General features: G+C 60.3%; 21 protein-coding genes. 10 read left to right on the forward strand and 11 right to left on the reverse strand.

The features are described 5' to 3' along the window. The first annotated feature begins 9 nt into the window (after window positions 1–9). A complete protein-coding gene (locus C5L12_RS02415) occupies window positions 10–558 on the forward strand; it encodes a glyoxalase superfamily protein (RefSeq protein ID WP_105370437.1) in 549 nt (182 codons plus the stop codon). A gap of 9 nt (window positions 559–567) precedes the next feature. On the opposite strand, the gene C5L12_RS02420 is transcribed toward C5L12_RS02415, so the two are convergent. From C5L12_RS02420 to ubiE, 4 genes are all read right to left on the reverse strand, one after another. Then, complete coding sequence (locus C5L12_RS02420) at window positions 568–1,353, reverse strand: COG3904 family protein (RefSeq protein WP_105370438.1); 786 nt, start codon at window positions 1,351–1,353, stop codon at window positions 568–570. Beyond that, window positions 1,340–2,647 carry a hypothetical protein gene (locus C5L12_RS02425; protein ID WP_105370439.1) on the reverse strand — a complete coding sequence of 436 codons (1,308 nt, stop codon included), beginning with the start codon at window positions 2,645–2,647 and terminating at the stop codon, window positions 1,340–1,342. Before C5L12_RS02425 ends, C5L12_RS02420 begins: the two co-directional genes overlap by 14 nt. Window positions 2,648–2,739: 92 nt before the next feature. Next, a complete protein-coding gene (gene ubiB, locus C5L12_RS02430; protein WP_105370440.1) occupies window positions 2,740–4,302 on the reverse strand; it encodes a 2-polyprenylphenol 6-hydroxylase in 1,563 nt (520 codons plus the stop codon). A 4-nt stretch (window positions 4,303–4,306) separates the two neighbouring features. Further along, entirely contained in the window at window positions 4,307–5,083 is a 777-nt protein-coding gene (gene ubiE / locus C5L12_RS02435; RefSeq protein ID WP_105370441.1) for a bifunctional demethylmenaquinone methyltransferase/2-methoxy-6-polyprenyl-1,4-benzoquinol methylase UbiE, read from the reverse strand. Between the two features lie 148 nt (window positions 5,084–5,231). Between ubiE and mutM the strand changes: the two genes are divergently transcribed. From mutM to C5L12_RS02470, 6 genes are all read left to right on the forward strand, one after another. Beyond that, the gene (mutM, locus tag C5L12_RS02440; RefSeq protein WP_105370442.1) at window positions 5,232–6,110 is read left to right on the forward strand and encodes a bifunctional DNA-formamidopyrimidine glycosylase/DNA-(apurinic or apyrimidinic site) lyase; all 879 of its coding nucleotides are present in this window, start codon (window positions 5,232–5,234) and stop codon (window positions 6,108–6,110) included. Window positions 6,111–6,125: 15 nt separating this feature from the next. Beyond that, the gene (locus C5L12_RS02445) at window positions 6,126–6,899 is read left to right on the forward strand and encodes an enoyl-CoA hydratase (RefSeq protein ID WP_105370443.1); all 774 of its coding nucleotides are present in this window, start codon (window positions 6,126–6,128) and stop codon (window positions 6,897–6,899) included. A gap of 182 nt (window positions 6,900–7,081) precedes the next feature. Further along, window positions 7,082–7,348 carry a 30S ribosomal protein S20 gene (gene rpsT / locus C5L12_RS02450; protein ID WP_105370704.1) on the forward strand — a complete coding sequence of 89 codons (267 nt, stop codon included), beginning with the start codon at window positions 7,082–7,084 and terminating at the stop codon, window positions 7,346–7,348. An 859-nt stretch (window positions 7,349–8,207) separates the two neighbouring features. Further along, on the forward strand, window positions 8,208–9,773 hold the full coding sequence (dnaA, locus tag C5L12_RS02460) for a chromosomal replication initiator protein DnaA (RefSeq protein WP_105370445.1): 1,566 nt from the start codon (window positions 8,208–8,210) through the stop codon (window positions 9,771–9,773). A gap of 76 nt (window positions 9,774–9,849) precedes the next feature. Continuing rightward, window positions 9,850–10,401 carry a LysE family translocator gene (locus tag C5L12_RS02465; RefSeq protein ID WP_245422731.1) on the forward strand — a complete coding sequence of 184 codons (552 nt, stop codon included), beginning with the start codon at window positions 9,850–9,852 and terminating at the stop codon, window positions 10,399–10,401. 7 nt (window positions 10,402–10,408) lie between these two features. Beyond that, a complete protein-coding gene (locus tag C5L12_RS02470; RefSeq protein WP_105370446.1) occupies window positions 10,409–10,999 on the forward strand; it encodes a class I SAM-dependent methyltransferase in 591 nt (196 codons plus the stop codon). A gap of 10 nt (window positions 11,000–11,009) precedes the next feature. Here the strand turns inward: C5L12_RS02470 and hemW are convergent, their stop codons facing one another. From hemW to rph, 4 genes are read right to left on the reverse strand one after another with little or no spacing between them, the layout of a single operon-like run. After that, the gene (hemW, locus tag C5L12_RS02475) at window positions 11,010–12,203 is read right to left on the reverse strand and encodes a radical SAM family heme chaperone HemW (protein ID WP_105370705.1); all 1,194 of its coding nucleotides are present in this window, start codon (window positions 12,201–12,203) and stop codon (window positions 11,010–11,012) included. A gap of 1 nt (window position 12,204) precedes the next feature. Beyond that, window positions 12,205–12,849 (reverse strand): RdgB/HAM1 family non-canonical purine NTP pyrophosphatase, encoded by a 645-nt coding sequence (gene rdgB, locus C5L12_RS02480; RefSeq protein WP_105370447.1) that lies wholly within the window; start codon window positions 12,847–12,849, stop codon window positions 12,205–12,207. An 8-nt stretch (window positions 12,850–12,857) separates the two neighbouring features. Continuing rightward, window positions 12,858–13,265, reverse strand: coding sequence for a VOC family protein (locus tag C5L12_RS02485; protein ID WP_105370448.1), 408 nt, complete (start codon window positions 13,263–13,265; stop codon window positions 12,858–12,860). 15 nt (window positions 13,266–13,280) lie between these two features. Further along, entirely contained in the window at window positions 13,281–13,997 is a 717-nt protein-coding gene (rph, locus tag C5L12_RS02490) for a ribonuclease PH (protein WP_105370449.1), read from the reverse strand. A gap of 170 nt (window positions 13,998–14,167) precedes the next feature. On the opposite strand from rph, the gene hrcA reads away from it, so the two are divergent. From hrcA to C5L12_RS02505, 3 genes are all read left to right on the forward strand, one after another. Continuing rightward, window positions 14,168–15,247, forward strand: coding sequence for a heat-inducible transcriptional repressor HrcA (gene hrcA / locus C5L12_RS02495; protein WP_105370450.1), 1,080 nt, complete (start codon window positions 14,168–14,170; stop codon window positions 15,245–15,247). 117 nt (window positions 15,248–15,364) lie between these two features. After that, window positions 15,365–16,012 carry a nucleotide exchange factor GrpE gene (gene grpE / locus C5L12_RS02500; RefSeq protein ID WP_105370451.1) on the forward strand — a complete coding sequence of 216 codons (648 nt, stop codon included), beginning with the start codon at window positions 15,365–15,367 and terminating at the stop codon, window positions 16,010–16,012. A gap of 106 nt (window positions 16,013–16,118) precedes the next feature. After that, window positions 16,119–16,442, forward strand: coding sequence for an ArsR/SmtB family transcription factor (locus C5L12_RS02505; protein WP_105370452.1), 324 nt, complete (start codon window positions 16,119–16,121; stop codon window positions 16,440–16,442). A 75-nt stretch (window positions 16,443–16,517) separates the two neighbouring features. Here C5L12_RS02505 and ptsN read toward each other — a convergent pair whose 3' ends face one another. The 3 genes from ptsN to rpoN form a co-directional block, all read right to left on the reverse strand. Further along, window positions 16,518–16,982 carry a PTS IIA-like nitrogen regulatory protein PtsN gene (ptsN, locus tag C5L12_RS02510; protein ID WP_105370453.1) on the reverse strand — a complete coding sequence of 155 codons (465 nt, stop codon included), beginning with the start codon at window positions 16,980–16,982 and terminating at the stop codon, window positions 16,518–16,520. Between the two features lie 79 nt (window positions 16,983–17,061). Then, on the reverse strand, window positions 17,062–17,637 hold the full coding sequence (gene hpf, locus C5L12_RS02515) for a ribosome hibernation-promoting factor, HPF/YfiA family (protein ID WP_105370454.1): 576 nt from the start codon (window positions 17,635–17,637) through the stop codon (window positions 17,062–17,064). Between the two features lie 255 nt (window positions 17,638–17,892). Next, the gene (gene rpoN / locus C5L12_RS02520; RefSeq protein ID WP_105370706.1) at window positions 17,893–19,452 is read right to left on the reverse strand and encodes an RNA polymerase factor sigma-54; all 1,560 of its coding nucleotides are present in this window, start codon (window positions 19,450–19,452) and stop codon (window positions 17,893–17,895) included. Window positions 19,453–19,584 lie beyond the last annotated feature (132 nt).

A 19,584-nucleotide genomic window follows, 5' to 3' on the forward strand; every position in this document is an offset into this window, starting at 1 on the left:
GGTGATGAGATGCGCGACTTTCGCGATGCCAAACTGATGGCAAAAAGCCTGCGTGAGGCGCTGGCAGAACGTAAGATAGATCTTACCCATAGCCAGGCGCTCGAACTCGTCGCGAGCCAGTTCGGCTACGACAGTTGGAATGTGCTTGCCGCCAAGATCGAGGCGGTAGAGCCTCCGCAGAGGCGGGAGGCTGCGTCGATCCAGCCGGCGATCCCGATCTTCCGCATATTCTCCGTCGATAAGGCCATGGAGTTTTATTGTGGCTTTCTGGGCTTCGAGGTGGATTGGGAATACCGCTTTCACGACAACGCACCGCTTTATTGCCAGATTTCCCGCAGCGGCATGCTGATGCATCTAAGCGAGCATTCGGGCGATGCTTCACCCGGTGCGCGGGTCTTTGTGCCCATGCAGGGCATCAGGCACTTCCATGCCGAATTGATCGGCAAGAACTATTCCTATATGAGGCCGGGGCTTGAAGAGGTGCCCTGGGGCCTGGAGGTCACGGTCACTGACCCTTTCAGCAACCGGACTACCTTCTGCGAGCGCCAGCAAGGCTAGCGGTCGCCGCTAGCTCTTTTTCTTGGCAGTCGCGACCGGCTCGGTTGTCAGCTTGAAATCCGCCATTTCCTTTGGCGTCAGGTAATAGAGCCGGTCCGGCGGCGTTTCCAGGGCATTGATCCAGAGCCCGGCACCTATGCCCATCGCATCCAGATGCCGGGCTACCCGCGCGGTCGTCGCCTGCGCGGCCGACATGGCCTGTTCGGCGGTGGGCCTGTCCTTGCCACCATTGAAGACCTGATGCACGCCGACAACCGCGTCCTTCTCCGCCATGCGCCCAATACCGCCGGCGAAAACGATCGGGCAGGAGGAGGCGCAGAGGCCCTTCGTGGCCACCTTGGTGTCCAGCTTCTTCTCCCGGATCAGCTTCGACATGGTAAGCGCATCTTCGACCGAGCCGCCGGGCGAATTGAGCATCACCGTCTTCACATATTCGCCGCGGGCCTCGATCTCCTGTGCAAACCGACCCGCGGCACCAGGATCGATTGTCCCCTCGGCCAGAAGAACACCACTCGGTTTCAACTCGAATTTCATCGGCTGGCGCAGCACTTCCTTGGAGCTCGCCGGCTGGACCGGCGGCGCGGCAGGCACTCCGTCCGTCAGTGCCGGAGGCAGGACGGGTTGGTCCTGGCGCAACGGGTCGTAGCCCGGAAGCTCCGCATTCATCGCGGTAATGTCGCGCACGTCGATGACAAGAAAAACCGCCGCGGCCGACAACAGGATAAAGAAGGCGCCCCGCATGAGAACGCCGTCGTCCAGCTTCAACAGCGCCTCGATCGGCTTATCGATCCTCATGAGAGCGGTCCCGTGTGCGCGACTTGAGATCGATCGCGGTTATATTGTTCGGCTCTTGCGCGTCGTTCTCCGGTTCTGCCCTGGCGACGGCTTCTTCGATGCTGATGCCGCCAGCGGTGATCGCCCGCTGGACTTGCAGCGCCTGAAGTAGTTCCGCGGCAGTAATGCGTTCGGCAAAAGGCAGCTTTTCGTCCTGCCTGCGGATAGCGCCGTGAACGACCGCGAGAATGAAGACCAGCACGCCGGGCAAAAGATCGATCGAGATTGCGCCAGCCCAGGCAGGAATGAAGTCGGATGCGTAGCGCAGCACCGCTTCCGCGGAAGAGAGGGGTACGAACCGCCGTTCGGGCACGGGAGCACGAGCGAGGATCTCGTCGGCGGCCTGAGAGAGGACCTTCGACTGTGCCGCGACCGACGCCCGCACCGTCTCCATGACCTGGTCCTGGCGGCTGACGAGATTGGCATCACCGCCATCGGCCACCGGAGCGATGAAGCCGAGAGACAGGTCGTCCGCCGCCCGGCGGATCGACGGCGCGATCGATGTCTGCCCGAGCGAAGCAATGACGCCGGTGAGTGCGACGACTTCTGAGGAAAACTGGTCGGCGCGCGGTTCTATGGCGCCCGGCGCCGAAACGAGCGTCCGCATCGTCTCCAACCGCTTCTGCCCGTCGTTGAAGAGGTTCGTCACCTGCTCACGCGACGTGTTGATGCCGTTTTCGAGATCTTTAAGCTGTGCCGACATCTGCGAAAGGAGCGCCACGACGCTGCCGGATCCGTTCGTTCCCGTAAGCGCGCCCGATTGCCGTTCGGAGGCCGCGAGCTGGGCGAAACGCTCGGATGCCCGCTGGATATCCGGCAGCAGGCTTTGCGCGGCCAGGGCGTTCTGATGTGCCTGGTCGAGATCGGTAGTATAGTCCTCCACCGTTTCGGCGAGATGCTGTTCGAGTGCCGCCGAGCCTGCCAGTGCCGCCGCGTTCAGCCAGCTCGACATGGCAATGATCATGGCAGCGCCGAGCGCCATGACGCCGAGCATGGCGGTTCGGCCGGCGCGGGTCGTCACATGCGGATAAAAGCGTGCCATGTAGGACCAGAAGGCGTAGATCCCCACGGAAACGGAAGCGGAATATATGATCGCCGCAAAGAAGACGGCGGTCGGCGAGCCGTCGAGGATCGAACGTACGCCGAGATAGGTATAGACGCCGGAGGCGAGCGCGAGCACAGCCAGCGCAAACCGGGTCATGGTTTCGACGGCCGCGACGCCGTCCTGCAAGCGTTGGGAAGCGCCGAGCGCCATGGGCAAGGTCTCCGGAAAGGAATGTATTCCTTAACAGAGAATGAAGAACCGGGCGGAATAAAGGCGTCTGCGGTTCGCGCTGCCGGTGTGTGTCAGCCGAGCGTGAAGACGAAATAGAGCAGCGAGAGCGCGATGATCCACAATGCGATGCGGCCGGAACGGCTGTGTCGGGCTTCCGACCTGCCGATCGCTTCGGCCGTTTCGGGGTCGAAACGCAAGCCGTGCTCGCTCATATGAATGAGTTCTTCGTGGAACCTCTCGGTCTTGGCGGCAATTTCCGGCGCGGCTTCCGCAAGTTTTACCATTGCCTTCAGGCCGTCCTTCAGATCGGAGACCACTCGTTTCGGCCCCAGATTGCTGCGGATCCAGTCGCCGACCACCGGCTCGGACGCCTTCCACATGTTGAACCGCGGGTTCAGCATCCGCGACACGCCTTCGACGACGACCATCGTCTTCTGCAAAAGGATCAGCTCCGGCCGGGTCTGCATCTCGAAAAGGTCGGTTACCTCGAAGAGCAGCGCCAGAAGGCGGGCCATGGAAATCGTTTCCGCCGGCTGTCCGTGGATAGGCTCCCCGATTGCCCGGATCGCCTGGGCAAAGCTCGATACGTCATGGTGCGCAGGCACGTAGCCAGCCTCGAAATGGACCTCCGCGACCCGTGTGTAGTCGCGCGTGATGAAACCGTAGAGAATCTCCGCGAGGAAGCGCCTTTCCTTCTTGCCCAGTCGACCGACGATGCCCATGTCGACGGCGACGATCGTACCGGTTTTGTCGACGAAGAGGTTGCCGGGATGCATATCGGCATGGAAGAAGCCGTCGCGCAGCGTATGGCGAAGGAACGACTGGATCAGGACCTCGGCAAGCCTCTCCAGATCGTGGCCGGCAGCCTGCAAAGCGCCCACGTCCGACATTTTGATGCCGTCGATCCATTCCATGGTGACGACATCGCGGCCGGTCCGCTCCCAGTCCACGCTCGGCACGCGGAAGCCGGGATCGTCCTTGATGTTTTCGGCAATCTCGGAAAGCGCGGCCGCTTCCAGGCGAAGGTCCATCTCCACCTTGGTGGTCTGTTCAAGCGTGCGCGTTACCTCGACCGGCCTGAGACGCCGGGAGGAGGGTACGAAGCGCTCCTGCATGCGGGAGAGGAGATACATGCTCTCGATGTCGTGGGCGAAGCGCTGCCTCACACCCGGCCGCACCACCTTCACAGCCACCTTTCTGTCGCCGATCATGCAGGGATGCACTTGGGCGATGGAGGCCGCGGCAATAGGCTCTCCGAAGGAGGAATAAAGATCGCTGATGGGTCGTCCGAGCGAGCCTTCGATCGCCCCCTTGGCAATCTCGGTCGGGAAATAGGCCATGCGGTCCTGCAGGAGCGCAAGATCCACGGCCCAATCCACGCCGACCACGTCCGGGCGGGTTGCGAGGAATTGCCCGATCTTGACATAGGACGGGCCGAGCCTGTCCACGGCGCGCGTTAGCCGCTCGCTGCGTGCCTGCTTGAGCGAATGGTTGCGGGCCAAGGGCTGGACGAGCGACTTCAGAAGGCCAACCGAAGGCGGCAGGCCCTGCGAAGGAAGGGCAGAAACGATGCCCTCGCGCACCAGGACCCAGCCGACGCGTGCAAGCCGGAAATAAGCGCCGATCGTGCTCATGCGGTCAAAGCTTCCAACCGGAATGCAGCGCTGCAATGCCGCCGGTATAATTGGTGTAGGTCACGCGGGAGAAACCGGCGTCGCGGATCATCGTGGCGAAATTCTCCTGGTTGGGGAATTTGCGAATCGATTCCACCAGATATTGATAGGGCTCGGCCTCCCCGGTGATCATCTTGCCGAAGCGCGGGATCGCCTTGAAGGACCATTCGTCATAGAAGCGCTCGAGCAGCGGCATCTCGACCTCGGAAAATTCCAGCACCAGCAGCCTGCCGCCCCGTTTGAGGACGCGGTAAGCCTCTTTCAAAGCCACATCGATATGCGGCACGTTGCGAATTCCGAAGGCAATCGTATAGGCGTCGAAGGAGCTCGACTCGAAAGGCAGGGATTCCGCATTGGCTTCAACGAAATCGAGGTTCTCCGAAAGCTTGCGCTTCGTGGCTCGCTCGGCGCCGACTGCAAGCATCGAACCGTTGATATCGAGCACGGTGACATGGGCCTTGCGGCCGGAGGCCTCGACGATCCGGAAGGCGATGTCGCCAGTGCCGCCTGCCACATCGAGGGTCCTGTAGTTGCTGTCCTTGCGCGGGTTGAGTGCCGCGATCATGGCATCTTTCCAGACCCGATGCATGCCGGCCGACATCACGTCGTTCATCACGTCGTAGCGCTTGGCCACCTTGTGGAAGACATCGTTGACCAGCCCCTGCTTCTCACCCTCTGCAACCCGGCGGAAGCCGTAGGAAGTCTCCATTCCGCCTTCAGCGCTGGTACGGGCTTCGGTCATCGGTGAACTCCTTGACTCCATTCGCGAGCGACCATAGCGAAATCACCTGCGCCTCGCTATCTGTGGTCCATGCATTATAGATGCATGCGACATCCGGTCCGCTCTATAGAGCAGGAACGGTAAGGTTGGAACAGGAAGTTAGGTAGCTATGCCCGAATTGCCAGAGGTGGAAACCGTCCGGCGTGGTCTCGCGCCGGCAATGGAAGACGCCGTCGTCTCGAAGCTGGAACTGAACCGGCCGGATCTGCGCTTTCCGCTTCCGGAAAACTTCGCCGACAGAGTGAAAGGGCGCCGGATCGTGTCGCTGGGCAGGCGTGCCAAATATCTGCTGATCGATCTGGAGGACGACCTGACGGTCATCAGCCATCTCGGCATGTCCGGCTCCTTCCGGATCGAAGACAACACGCTGGGTGAGTTCCATCATCCGCGATCCAAGGACAGCAAACACGACCACGTGGTCTTTCATCTTACGAAAGAAAGCGGACCGCTACGGGTCATCTATAACGACCCGCGCCGCTTCGGCTTCATGCATCTATGGAAGCGCAGCGAACTCGACCTTTATCCCGCCTTCGCCGACCTGGGACCCGAGCCGACCGGCAACGCGCTCAATGCGGACTATCTCGCGGCTCGCCTTGCCGGCAAGAGCCAGCCGCTGAAGGGTGCCTTGCTCGACCAGACGGTGATCGCCGGTCTCGGCAATATATATGTATGCGAAGCGCTGTGGCGCTCGCATCTTTCACCCAGACGCGCGGCCGGCGGCGTGGTCACCAAGACGGGAAGACCGAAGAAAGAGCTTTTCGCGCTTCACGAAGCCATCCGGAACGTCATTTCGGATGCGATCGCCGCGGGCGGCTCTTCACTTCGGGATCATATTCAGACTGACGGTTCTCTCGGGTATTTCCAGCATTCCTTCTCGGTCTACGACCGGGAAGGCGGGGCTTGCCGCACGCCCGGCTGCAGCGGTACGGTCGCCCGCATCACGCAGGCGGGCCGCTCCACTTTTTATTGTCCTGTCTGCCAGAAATAGGAGAGGAGACACCGGATGAGCTACGAAACCCTGTTGACCGAAATCCGCGAGTCCGTGGCGTTGATAACGCTCAACCGGCCGAAGGCGCTGAACGCCCTCAATTCCACCGTCATGGCAGAACTCACCGATGCATTGGCCGGTTTTGGCAAGGACGAAGGCATCGGCGCGATCGTTCTGACCGGCTCTGAAAAGGCCTTCGCCGCCGGCGCTGATATCAAGGAGATGCAAGGGATCGATTTTGTCGATGCTTATGTGAGTGATTTCATTTCCGGCTGGGAGGCGATCGCCGCAACCCGCAAACCGATGATCGCGGCCGTATCCGGCTTCGCGCTCGGGGGCGGTTGCGAGCTTGCCATGATGTGCGACTTCATCATCGCTTCTGAGACCGCGAAATTCGGCCAGCCGGAAATCACCCTCGGCGTCATCCCCGGCATGGGCGGTTCGCAGCGCCTGACACGGGCGGTCGGCAAGGCGAAGGCCATGGACCTCGTCCTGACCGGTCGGATGATGGACGCGGTCGAGGCCGAACGCGCTGGCCTGGTATCGCGGATCGTGCCTCCGGAGCGCCTGGTTGATGAGGCGGTGGAAGCGGCCGCCAGGATCGCTTCCTTCCCCAGGGCTGCCGTCCTGATGGCCAAGGAAGCGGTTGCCCGCTCCTTCGAGGCGACGCTTGGAGAAGGCCTACGTTTCGAACGGCGGCTCTTTCATTCGCTATTTGCCACGGCCGACCAGAAGGAAGGCATGAGCGCCTTCGTCGAAAAGCGTAAGCCGCAATTCTCGAACCGGTGAAACAGGCACGCGATTGGTCAAAATGCGCGTTGACTGGAGCGGGTATTCCGGCTATATGCCCGCCCACAGTTGGGAAAGCCTGATCACGGCTTCCTCTATTGCTCCCGAATTGCTGGATCGAGGGTCGCAGGACCGACGCGGCAACGGCGGAGTTTTGGTTCGAATTCGTAGAGAGGCATGAAATGGCCAATACAACTTCGGCGAAGAAGGCGACCCGCAAGATCGCTCGCCGTACCGCAGTCAACAAGGCTCGCCGTTCGCGCGTCCGTGGCTTCATCCGCAAGGTTGAGGAAGCCATCGCATCCGGCGACATCACGGTTGCTGCCGAGGCTCTCAAGGCTGCGCAGCCAGAGATCCAGCGTGCCGCTACCAAGGGCGTGCTTCATAGCAATACAGCGTCCCGCAAAGTGTCTCGCCTGGCGGCTCGTGTGAAGGCTCTTTCGGCCTAATAGCACTCGACAAAATTAAGTCACAAAAAAGCCCGGTCGCTTGACCGGGCTTTTTCTGATTCTCTCAGCTAACCTTATATTTACCCGGCTCAATAACAATTTCGTGTCAGCGGCGTGACAGAAATTTCTGTATAATTTCAATATGTTGGTGGAGGTGGTTAGGCGAGGGGGCAGCTCGGGCGCCCGGCGGATGGCGCCCAACTGAGTCAAGAAGATTTTTATTTTTTTTGTGAACGATCGCGCCGAATGTATGTCATTTTTGAATCCCATTGATTCAAAAGCGATTCTCCATGAAGCCGTCTGTGACATTCAAATCACGCTGGGAGAGTCAACGCCCAGCTCTTAATTTTGCGTAAAATTCATCATTGATCTTGGCATTTGATCCTGCCTAAATGGCCTCCAGCAAGGGGCGCGGGGATTACTTCAGAGGGCTGCCGGCAGTCGTTCTTCCGGGACGGCGCGGAGACTTTCTGCCCCTTGCTACGGGACAAGTTTTGCCCGTTTTCCATATAACTATCGGTTGTGATCCGGAAATTTGACGTTTCCGGAGACGGTCGGATTTTGTCGAGGCCAGATCTGCGCTGCGGAGCTGGGGCAAAGGAGGAGAGGCAGGTTCGAGCGGCCATGATGAGGATGGGCGTTCGGTGTTGTGCGAGGTGGCTCTCGCGAGGCTTTGGTCCGAATACGAGGCGGACTGGGCAACGCTTTCGATCTGCTGTTGAGGCGGGGAAGCATAAAAAATGGAACGGGCGGCGATGTTCTCAATGATTGGGAATGGTTTGCTGTGCCCGGGAAAACGAGGTTTGTCCTGGCGGCGTAACGAGAACCGCCGGGCTATGAATTTGGAAGGCGGCGCATAATGCAAATCAGTATCGTACCGAACCGTGCGGGTAATGGGGACCAATCACGGCAGTCATTTGATTCAGTTTGCTCTCAGGCGGCAGGGGAACCACCGGAAATGAAGCATGATGCTCTTTTCGAGCGATTCAGCACGCGTTTGAAGGCACAAGTCGGTCAGGATGTTTATGCAAGCTGGTTTGGGCGTTTGAAGCTGCATTCGGTCTCGAAAAGCGTGGTTCGGCTGACGGTGCCGACGACCTTTCTGAAGTCCTGGATCAACAATCGTTACCTCGATCTCATCACGTCCATCTTTCAGGCGGAAGACGCGGAAATTCTGAAGGTGGAAATCCTGGTGCGCAGCGCGAGCCGCAACACCCGCACCCCGGTAGCGGGAGAAGAACGCGGGACCGCGCCGGACCCGATTCCCACACAATCCTTCCAGCGTCCGCAGATGCCGCGCGAAATCGGCAAGATCGCAACTTTTCCCACGCCGGCGGCTTCGGCTGCCCGTCCGACGCAGGCGCCGAGCCCGCTGTTTGGCTCGCCGCTGGACAGTCGCTTCACCTTCGACACCTTTGTGGAAGGTGCATCGAACCGCGTAGCTTTGGCCGCAGCGAAAACCATCGCCGAAGCTGGCGCCGGTGCGGTCCGCTTCAATCCGCTCTTCATTCATTCCGGCGTCGGTCTCGGCAAGACCCATCTCCTGCAGGCGATCGCCAACGCTGCGGTCTGCAGTGAGCGGATGCCGCGTGTCGTCTACCTGACGGCGGAATATTTCATGTGGCGCTTTGCGACCGCCATCCGTGACAACGATGCACTGACGCTGAAGGACTCGCTGCGCAATATCGACCTCCTGATCATCGACGACATGCAGTTCCTGCAAGGCAAGATGATCCAGAACGAGTTCTGCCACCTCCTTAATATGCTGCTCGACAGCGCCAAGCAGGTGGTGGTCGCTGCCGACCGTGCTCCCTGGGAACTGGAATCGCTCGACCCGCGGGTCCGCTCACGTCTGCAGGGCGGCGTGGCGATCGAAGTCGAGGCGCCGGATTACGAAATGCGTTTCGAGATGCTGAATCAGCGGCTCGCCGTCGCACGCCAAGATGACCCGTCGCTCGATATTCCGGTGGAAATCCTCTCCCATGTCGCGCGCAATGTCGCAAACAGCGGCCGCGAACTGGAAGGCGCGTTCAACCAGCTGATCTTCCGCCGCTCTTTTGAGCCTTCGCTGTCGATCGAGCGCGTGGATGAACTGCTGGCCCACTTGGTCGGTGCGGGGGAAGCCAAGCGCGTCCGCATCGAAGACATCCAGCGCATCGTCGCCCGTCATTATAATGTCTCGCGCCAGGAACTGGTATCCAACCGCCGTACGCGGGTAATCGTGAAGCCGCGACAGGTGGCCATGTATCTTTCGAAAACCCTGACGCCGCGGTCTTTCCCGGAAATCGGGCGCCGGTTCGGCGGCCGTGATCACACCACAGTGCTCCATGCGGTCCGCAAGATCGAGGAATTGATCTCCGGCGATACCAAACTCAGCCACGAGGTCGAACTCTTGAAGCGGCTGATCAACGAAAACAACGCCTGAGACCATGTTTCTTCTGTCCGTCGCAACGATATGGGCCGTGGCGTGTATTACGCCAGGGCCTAACACGTTGCTCGTGATGCGCTACGCACTGACAGCGCCGAGACGGGTGCCGATTGCTGCGGCGATGGGCACCATCACCGGCACCTTCTGCTGGGGCCTTGCCGGCTGGCTCGGCATCAACGTCCTGTTTCAGGCGGCTCCATTCGCCTATGTGGCGCTGAAGACGGCCGGGGGGCTTTATCTCGTCTGGCTGGGGGCGAAGATTTTCCTAGATGTTCGCAGGGCCCGGCATGCGGCGGACCTGACGGCGCAACGGGTCGATATGCCGTTGAAGACTGCTTACAGAATGGGATTGGCGACCAATCTCGCCAATCCGAAATCGGCGCTTTTCGTCGCAAGTCTTTTTTGCGGCAACCATGCCGGCCGGCACCCCTTTCTTTTATGGCTTGATCGCAATTGCGGTTATGCTTGTCGTCTCGACCGTCTATTATGCCTGCCTGATCGGCCTCATCACGCATCCGGCAATCGCAGCCGGATATATCAGGGCCAAAAAGAAGATCGACGTCGGCGTCGGCCTGATCTTCGTGGGCTTCGGCACGAAACTCTTGCTGTCGCAACGATAGGGTAAAACGTAGATGCACGGCGATCCGACCTCCTCGTTTTATGCCGAAAATGCTGCGGCATATGCAGGAAGCGCAGCCGGGCCGAGCATGCGCCGGCTGGATCTGTTCCTCGCAAAGCTTAAGGCCGGCGCTCAGATTCTCGAACTCGGCTGCGGTAACGGGCGCGACAGCGGCGAGATGATCAAACGCGGCTTCCGCGCCGTGCCGACGGATGGTACGCCGGAGATGGCCGAAGAGGCAACGAAACGCCTCGGCGTGCCGGTTTCGGTGCTGAGTTTTGAGGATATCGATGCGGTCGAAGCCTTCGACGGCGTCTGGGCAAATGCCTGCCTGCTGCACGTGCCTCGCGCGAAACTTGGCGCTGTCCTTGGAAAAATCCATGCCGCGCTCCAGCCGGGGGGCCTGTTTTACGCGAGCTTCAAGGCCGGTGAGGCGGAAGGCCATGACGATCTCGGCCGCTTCTACAATTATCCGTCCAAGGAGTGGTTGGAAGAGCTCTACGCGAGCTTGTCCTGGACCTCGGTTAAGATCGCCGAGGAGCAGGGCACCGCCTATGACAAGCGGCCGACCGATTGGCTCCATGTAGTGGCCGTAAGAGCGTAGCTTCCAGTCGTCAGCAAGCCAGATCGGCTACGACGGAATCGAGGATCAGCATGCCCGACGGCGTGCAGCGGAGCCGCGAATTGCCGAGCCTTTCGATAAATCCGTGCTCCAGCAGTCGCTCCTCGCGCACGGGATCGGGATCGCGGCCGGAAAGCTGCTGCCAGCGCGCAAGATCGACGCCCTCACGGAGCCGAAGACCCATCAGCAACAGTTCGTCGGCCTGTTCTTCGAAGCCGAGGACCTCCTGATCGAGCATGCCGTGTCCCTGGCTTTCGACGAGGTCGAGCCAGCTTTCCGGACGCCGTTCCGTGGCGGTGGCCAGCTTCTGGTTCCCCCGGCTCAGCCGGCCATGGGCCCCCGGGCCGATGCCGGCATAATCGCCATAACGCCAGTAGGTCAGGTTATGGCGGCTTTCGGCGCCCGGCCGGGCGTGGTTGGAGACTTCGTAGGCAGGCATGCCGTGCCTTTCCGTAATCTCCTGCGTGGCTTCGTAGAGCGTAGCCGATTGGTCGCCATCCGGCACAATCAGTTTGCCGGCCTTGTGGAGCCCGTAGAAGGGCGTGCCTTCCTCGATCGTGAGCTGGTAGAGCGACAGGTGGTCGACCGCGTAGGAAATCGCCTCTTTCAGCTCGGCCTCCCACGCCTCGACCGTCTGTTTCGGCCGTGCATAGATGAGATCGAAGCTCATGCGTGGAAAGATCTCGCGAGCAAGCCGGATCGCCTTCAGGGCATCGGCGACATCATGGAGCCGCCCGAGGAATTTCAAATCCGTGTCGTTCAGTGCCTGGACGCCGAGCGATACGCGATTGACGCCAGCACTCCGATATCCGCGAAAACGGGTCGCCTCGACGCTGGAGGGATTTGCCTCCATGGTGATCTCGATGCCGTCGGGCACGTGCCAGTGTCTGGCGATCCCATCCAGGATCGCCGAAACGGTGGCCGGATCCATCAGCGAGGGCGTGCCTCCGCCGAGGAAGATGCTGGTGACCGTTTTCGGGCCGCTCATCTTCCGCATCGTCTCCATCTCTTTCAGGAAGGCGGCGGTAAAGCGCGGCTGGTCCACCGGCTGGTGGCGGACATGGCTGTTGAAGTCGCAATAGGGACATTTGGCCGCACAGAAGGGCCAATGCACATAGACGCCGAACCCCGGTTCGCCCGTATCGGGCAAAAGTGTATCGGTAGGAAGAGTGAGGGAGGGGGTCAGTTCATGCCTCCAGGCAGGTTTCGACGAAGCGTTTGAACGCGCGGGCGCGGTGGGACAGCGCCTCCGGCTCGCCGGGTCGCCAACCATGCTTCTGTTCGCTGCTCATTTCCCCGAAGGTGATGTCATAGCCTTCCGGCTGAAAGACGGGATCATAACCGAAACCCTGGGTGCCGCGCGGCGGCCATACGACGGCGCCCTCCACCTCGCCGCGGAAAAACTCCGTATGCCCGTCGGGCCAGGCAAGGCAGAGCACGCTGACGAAGCGGCCGGCGCGCTGTTCGGCCGTCGTCGCGCCGCGTTCTTCCAGCGCCTTTTCGACCTTCTCCATCGCCATCTGAAAATCGCGGCTGCCGTCCTCGCGCTCCGCCCAGTTGGCCGTATAGACGCCGGGCGCCCCGTCCAGCGCGTCGATCACCAAGCCGGAATCGTCCGACAGCGCCGGCAGGCCGGAGGCCTTTGCCGAGGCAAGCGCCTTGATCGCTGCATTCTCTTCGAAAGTCGCGCCCGTTTCGTCCGGTTCGGCAAAGGCCAGCTCGGCCGCCGATTTTGCCGAAAAGCCGAGTGGGCCGATGAGCTCGGCGATCTCGCGAATTTTTCCGGCATTGTGGCTGGCGACGACGATGGTCTTGGTATCGAGCTTGCGCATCAAAATTCCTATTCGATATTCCACAGCTTCGGCTCTGCACATTCCAGGCTGTTGCCCGCCGGATCGCGGAAATAGATCGAGCGGGCGCCGTTCGGCCAATGAAAGTCGCTTTCGATGGCTACGCCTGCCTTGTTCAGCTTTTCCCGGAGCCTGTCAATCGCCTCGCCGCTGATGCGGAAACAGGCATGGCCGGCTCCCCTGGTGCCGTGCGGCGGCACCGGCAGCGCGTCCTTGGAGGGCGGCTTTGTGGTCTCGGCTGGATTGAAGATCAAGAGGATCCCCGGGCCGCAGCGGAAGAAGACGTGTCGGTTGCCGGCACGCAGGACCTTTTCAAGGCCGAGAACGCCGCCGTAGAAAGCTTCGGCGGCGTCAAGGTCATCGGCATAGAGCGCGGTTTCGAGGATGCCTTCGATCAACGCGCCCTCCCTCCGTCAGGCGATCGCCTGTTTTTGCATCGCCACCAGTTCCTGCGTACCAGCCTGCGCCAATGCCAGCAGCTTCAGGAATTCGTCCTGGCTGAAGGGCGCGCCCTCGGCCGTGCCTTGAACTTCGACGATGCCACCGGCACCGGTCATCACGAAATTCGCGTCCGTCTCGGCGGCGGAATCCTCCAGATAGTCGAGGTCGATGACAGGCTGGGTTGCGAAGATCCCGCAGGAAATGGCCGCCACATGATCCCTCAGCACCTTCTCGACCTTGATCATCGAGCGGGCCTCCATCCACTTCAGACAATCGTAAAGCGCCACCCAGCCGCCGGTGATCGACGCCGTGCGGGTGCCGCCATCGGCCTGGATGACGTCGCAGTCGACGGTGATCTGCCGTTCGCCGAGTGCTTCGAGATCGACGACGGCCCGAAGCGACCTGCCGATCAGACGCTGGATCTCCTGCGTCCGGCCGCCCTGCTTGCCGGCTGCCGCTTCACGCTTCATGCGTTCGCCCGTAGCGCGCGGCAGCATGCCGTATTCGGCAGTCACCCAGCCCTTGCCGGAATTGCGCAGCCACGGCGGCGTCTTTTCCTCAAGGCTGGCCGTGCACAGGACATGCGTGTCGCCGAACTTGACGAGGCAGGAGCCTTCCGCATGTTTGGAAAAATTGCGCTCGAACGAGACCTTGCGCATCTGGTTTGTCTGTCTGCCTGAAGGCCTCATGCTCTGCTCCTGAATTGCGTTGGCGTCTTCTAAGACCGCCGCCGCTCTTTTGCAAAGGAAAAGCCCCGGCCGGTTACAGCGGTGTCACGGAAGAACAATTATTTCCAATTTGCGCCGGCCGGGGGAATGACTATATTTCCTTTGGAGATCAACGGTACGGTGAAGGATTGATGGGTTTTTCTGGACCGACGGGTAGAGACAACGGATCCGTGCTCGATGACCGTTCGCGGGAAATATTCCGTCGCATCGTTGAAAGCTATCTCGAAAACGGCGAGCCGCTCGGCTCCCGAAATCTTTCGCGTCTCCTGCCCATGTCGCTCTCGCCGGCTTCCGTGCGCAATGTCATGAGTGATCTGGAAGAACTCGGCCTCATCTATTCGCCGCATGTCAGTGCCGGCCGCCTGCCGACGCAGACAGGCCTCCGCTTCTTTGTCGATGCCTTCATGCAGGTCGGAAACCTCTCGGAGGAGGAGCGCTCTGCAATAGACCGGCAGGTTCGCCGCGCCGATCGCGATCAGCCGATGGAAAGCCTGATGGCGGAAGCGAGCCTGATGCTCTCCGGCGTGTCGCGTGGCGCCGGCCTCGTCATCACAACCAAAAGCGATCCGGTCCTCAAGCATGTGGAATTTATCCGCCTTGAGCCGACAAAGGCGCTTGCCGTATTGGTCGGCGACCATAACCAGGTAGAAAACCGTATCATCGAATTGCCGGCGGGCGTCACGTCCTCGCAATTGGTGGAGGCTGCGAATTTCCTGAACGCCCACCTGACGGGCCAGACCCTACCGGAACTGCGCAACCAGCTCACGAAGCTGAAGGATGCGGTCCAGAGCGAGCTTTATGCCCTCTCCCAGGATCTGGTCGAACGGGGGCTGGCGGTCTGGTCCGGCGACAGCGAGGAAGGCAAACCGAGCCAGCTTATTGTCCGCGGCCGCGCCAACCTGCTTCAGGGCCTCGATGAGACGGCTGATCTCGACCGGCTGCGGCTTCTCTTCGACGATCTGGAAAAGAAGGACAGCCTGATCGAAATCCTGGAGCTTGCCGAGAAAGGTCCCGGGGTCCGCATTTTCATCGGCTCGGAAAACAAGCTTTTCTCGCTCTCCGGTTCTTCCTTGATCGTCGCGCCCTATCGCGACGGCGAGGACCGGATCGTGGGGGCCGTCGGGGTGATCGGGCCGACGCGCCTCAATTATTCCCGCATCGTGCCCATGGTGGATTATACGGCCCAGCTTCTGGCAAGGCTGTCGCGCTGAAACCGGCTGAATGCCGGCGCAAGTTTCCCGGCGAGCCTTGATTTTTCCACTTTAAACCTCGATATCGGGCACAAATCCAAAGCCATATATCCCAGTGAAGAATAACCGGAGACCGTCATGACCGACGAAACCAAGAAGCACGGACCTGACGCAGCCGCCGCCGAGAATACGGCGGAAGCCGTGGCGTCTGCTCTTCAGGACGCGGCCAACCAGGGCGCAGCCGAAGCGCCGGCCGCGGCCGAGCCCGACCCCATCGAGGTTTTGAAGGCTGAGAACAACGAATTGCGTGATCGCTTCCTGCGTCTTGCCGCCGAAATGGACAACCTGCGCCGCCGCACCGACCGCGATGTCAAGGATGCCAAGTCCTATGCCGTCGCCGGCTTTGCGCGCGACATGCTTGCCGTTTCCGACAATCTGCGCCGTGCACTGGATGCCGTTCCGACGGAAATGCGCGCAGCTGCCGACGCGGCGTTGACGACGCTTCTCGAAGGCGTCGAACTGACGGAGCGCTCCATGCTCTCGGCGCTCGAGCGTCACGGCATCAAGAAGATCGAGGCGGAAGGCCAGAAATTCGACCCGCACTTCCATCAGGCCATGTTCGAAATTCCAAACGCAGACGTGCCGAACAACACGGTCGTTCAGGTCGTCCAGGCAGGATATACGATCGGCGAGCGGGTGCTGCGTCCTGCCATGGTCGGTGTCGCCAAGGGCGGCCCCAGGTCCGAAGCCACGGCTGCGGAGCAGGCGGGTGAAAAGAACGCCTGAGACGTGTGAAGGCGGGCGGTTTCGCCCGCTCTCTCGCGATGAAGGTGAGGGTGCTCGCGCGCTCTCATGACTTGCCGCCCTGCAAGATCAGTTATAAAAATATAACGTGTCAGCCGATTCGGATATCGATGCCGTTTTCAAAGCTCTCGCCCATCCTCGGCGAAGGTTGATCCTCGACCAGTTGAAGGATCGCCCGCAAACTACCGGATCGCTCTGCGAAACCTTCTCGGACATGGATCGCTGTACGGTGATGCAGCATCTGAAGGTTTTGGAGGACGCCGATCTGGTGATCGTAAGAAGGGAAGGGCGCGAGCGCTGGAACTACCTCAACGCGCTGCCCATTAAGGCGATCCAGGATCGCTGGATCGGCGATTACGCCGCCCACGCCGTCCGCCTGCTCGATCGGCTTCAGGCCGACCTCAAGGATTGAAGTTTAAACGGATCCACCCGACGCTCGATCGCGGCCGGGCGAACTGATTTCGTCTCCACGAAAATCGTCAAGCCGTCAGGCGGCGTGATTTGCCTGTTCCTCATTCAGGAAGGCATAGATGGCGGTGGCGGAGTCCGTCTTGCGAAGCTTTGCCACCAGCTCTTGATCTCTGAGCACGCGCGCGATGCGAGACAGTGCTTTCAAGTGGTCGGCGCCGGCCCCTTCCGGAGCGAGCAGCAGGAACACGAGATCCACCGGTTCGTCGTCCAGCGCCTCGAAGTCGACCGGCGTCTCGAGTCGTGCAAAAATGCCCTTGATCGACGAAATGCTGTTGAGCTTGCCGTGCGGAATGGCGATCCCATGGCCGACGCCGGTGGAACCGAGCCGTTCGCGCTGCAGAATGATGTCGAAGATTTCCCGCTCGCCGACGCCAGTAAGCTTGGAAGCCTTGGCTGCCAGTTCCTGCAGGAGTTGCTTTTTGGAATTTACTTTCAAGGCAGGAATAATCGCATCTTGCTGCAGCAAATCTGCCAATGCCATTCTAGTCATCCTTTGTGCCGCAAGAGCTCCCGCTCCAGGCGAGGGGAAGCGCCGCTTCCGACGCTCTCCCCAAGATTGTTCAGTTCTTGATATTGGTGGAATCGATCCAGCCAATATTGCCGTCGTTGCGGCGGTACACGATGTTCAACTCTTCCTTGCCGGGGCTGCGGAACAGCAGCACAGGCTCGTCGGTCATATCCAGCGCCATCACGGCGGTTGCGACCGACATCGTCTTCAAAGGTTTTGAGCTTTCCGCGACGATGGTCGGCGCAAAATCCTCAGGCACTTCGTCTGCTTCATCCGGTACGCGGTCCATGACCGTATATGCGACTTCGGCATGGCCATTCAGGTGGTTGCCGGCATGATGATCCTTGAGGCGCCTCTTGTAGCGGCGCAGCCGCTTTTCGATCCGCTCAGCTGCGGCATCGAAACTGCCCTGTGGATCGTTTGCTTCCCCTGCCGCATGCAAGACGATCCCGGTGTCGAGATGCACTTTGCAGTCGGCCGAAAAACGCGAGCCGGATTTTTCTACAATGACTTGGCTCGAATATCCCCCGTCGAAATATTTCGTAACCGCCTCACCGATCTGTCCCTCGATCCGCTGACGGAACGATTCGCCGATTTCCATATGCTTACCGGATACACGGACACCCATGGAATTTTTCCTTCTTGTCGTGACTTGCGTGTTCAGTCTACGCCAAGCCGCCCCCTCATCCAAGCCACTCGCATGCGACAAGGTCAAATTGCTGCAATCTTTGCCCAGCTGGTTGTCGGGGATGCCTAAAGCCTATGTCCCGTGCAATTGCGGCGGGCTTCTAGCCCCCGGAGCCTTAAATGTCAACGGTTGGGGAACTTGGGAATTTTACGTAGCCCTCCACGACGTCAGGGCAGGTTTTTCGTCAAGATGAGGTTAGAAGGCAGCCACTTTTGCAAGCGCTCGCTTCTCCCGGCGTCGCTGAACAGAAGACGGAATGTTCATTGCCTCCCGGTATTTGGCGACAGTCCGGCGGGCGAGATCGACACCGCCGCGTTTCAGGCTGATGACGATGTCATCGTCGGAGAGGACCGCCTCGGGCGTTTCCTGTGCGATCAGTTGGCGAATACGGTGCCGCACCGCTTCGGCGGAGTGATTGTCCCCGCCTTCTTCCGCCGAACCGATTGAGACGGTGAAGAAATATTTGAGCTCGAACAGACCCCGGGGCGTAAGCATGTATTTGTTTGAGGTGACCCGGCTTACCGTCGATTCATGCATTTTGATCGCCTCGGCCACCGTCTTGAGGTTGAGCGGTCTCAAGTGATCGACGCCGTGCATCAGGAAGGCGTCCTGCTGGCGGACGATTTCAGCCGCCACCTTGATGATCGTCCGGGCGCGCTGGTCGAGGCTGCGGGTCAGCCAGTTCGCGTTCTGCATGCATTCCGAAAGGAAATTGTGGTCCTCGCCACTTCTCGGGCAGCTCTTCGAAACCGTCTGGAAATACGCCTGGTTGACTAGGACGCGCGGCAGTGTGTCGGGATTGAGTTCGATCATCCAGGTGCCATCAGGCGCAGCGCGGACGACGATATCAGGGGAAATCGTCTCCGAGGCGCCACGTTCAAAGCTGGCGCCGGGCTTCGGATTCAGCCCGCGAATTTCCGCCAGCATGTCGATCAGGTCCTCGTCGTCGACGCCGCAAATCTTTCGAAGCGAGGCGAAGTCGCGTTTGGCGAGCAGTTCGAGATGCCGGACGAGAGCGTCCATGGCGGGGTCCAGCCGATCCTTCTGGCGAAGTTGGATCGCTAGGCATTCGCTGAGCGACCGTGCGAAGACGCCGGGCGGATCGAGCGTCTGCAGCTTGTTCAGGATGGCTTCCACATCGTCGCAGGACTTGCCGAGCCGGGTGGCTGTTTCTTCGATGGCGCCTTGCAGGTAACCCGCCTCGTCGAGTTGATCGACCAGATGCTGCGCGATCAGCCGGTCGGCCGTGCCGGTGATGAGAAACGGGATCTGCTGGTTCAGGTGGTCGCGCAATGTCACTTGGCCGGCGACGAACTCGTTCAGATCGTAATCGTCGCCGGATTCTCCGCCCGGCATCGACTTCCACTGGCTCAGCAATTCTGGTGCATCGGCACGGCGGGCTGGTCCGTCGTCCGGAAAGACGTTTTCAAATCCCGTATCGAGACCTTCGCCAAGACGCTCGGCAGTTATGGCGGAGTTGCCCTCGTACCAGCGGCCGTCGCTGGAGATGTGGAGGGCTTCGCCGCTTCCGCCGTCGGCTTCCGGGAAGGTTTCCTCGTTTTCAAAGCCTGTTTCCGTGCCGCCATCGATCTCGCCTGGCGCAATTTCGAGCAGCGGGTTCTTCTCGACTTCCTGTGCGATGAACTGGTTGAGCTCGAAATGCGTCATCTGCAGCAGTTGAATGGATTGCATCAACTGCGGCGTCATCACCAGCGACTGGGTCTGCTTCAGAAAAAGGCTGGCGGATAAACCCATGGCGGACGCGAAACTCCCCTGATATCCCCTTGGCTGTTCCGTCATGAAACAGCGCAGCGCGCCTTCGGCCATCCCCGCACATAGCCAAATTTGCATCTGGCACAAGAATTGCTTTTTTGAAAGATTTGGTCA

The sequence above is a fragment of the Neorhizobium huautlense genome (assembly GCF_002968575.1).
Classification (GTDB): domain Bacteria; phylum Pseudomonadota; class Alphaproteobacteria; order Rhizobiales; family Rhizobiaceae; genus Neorhizobium; species Neorhizobium huautlense.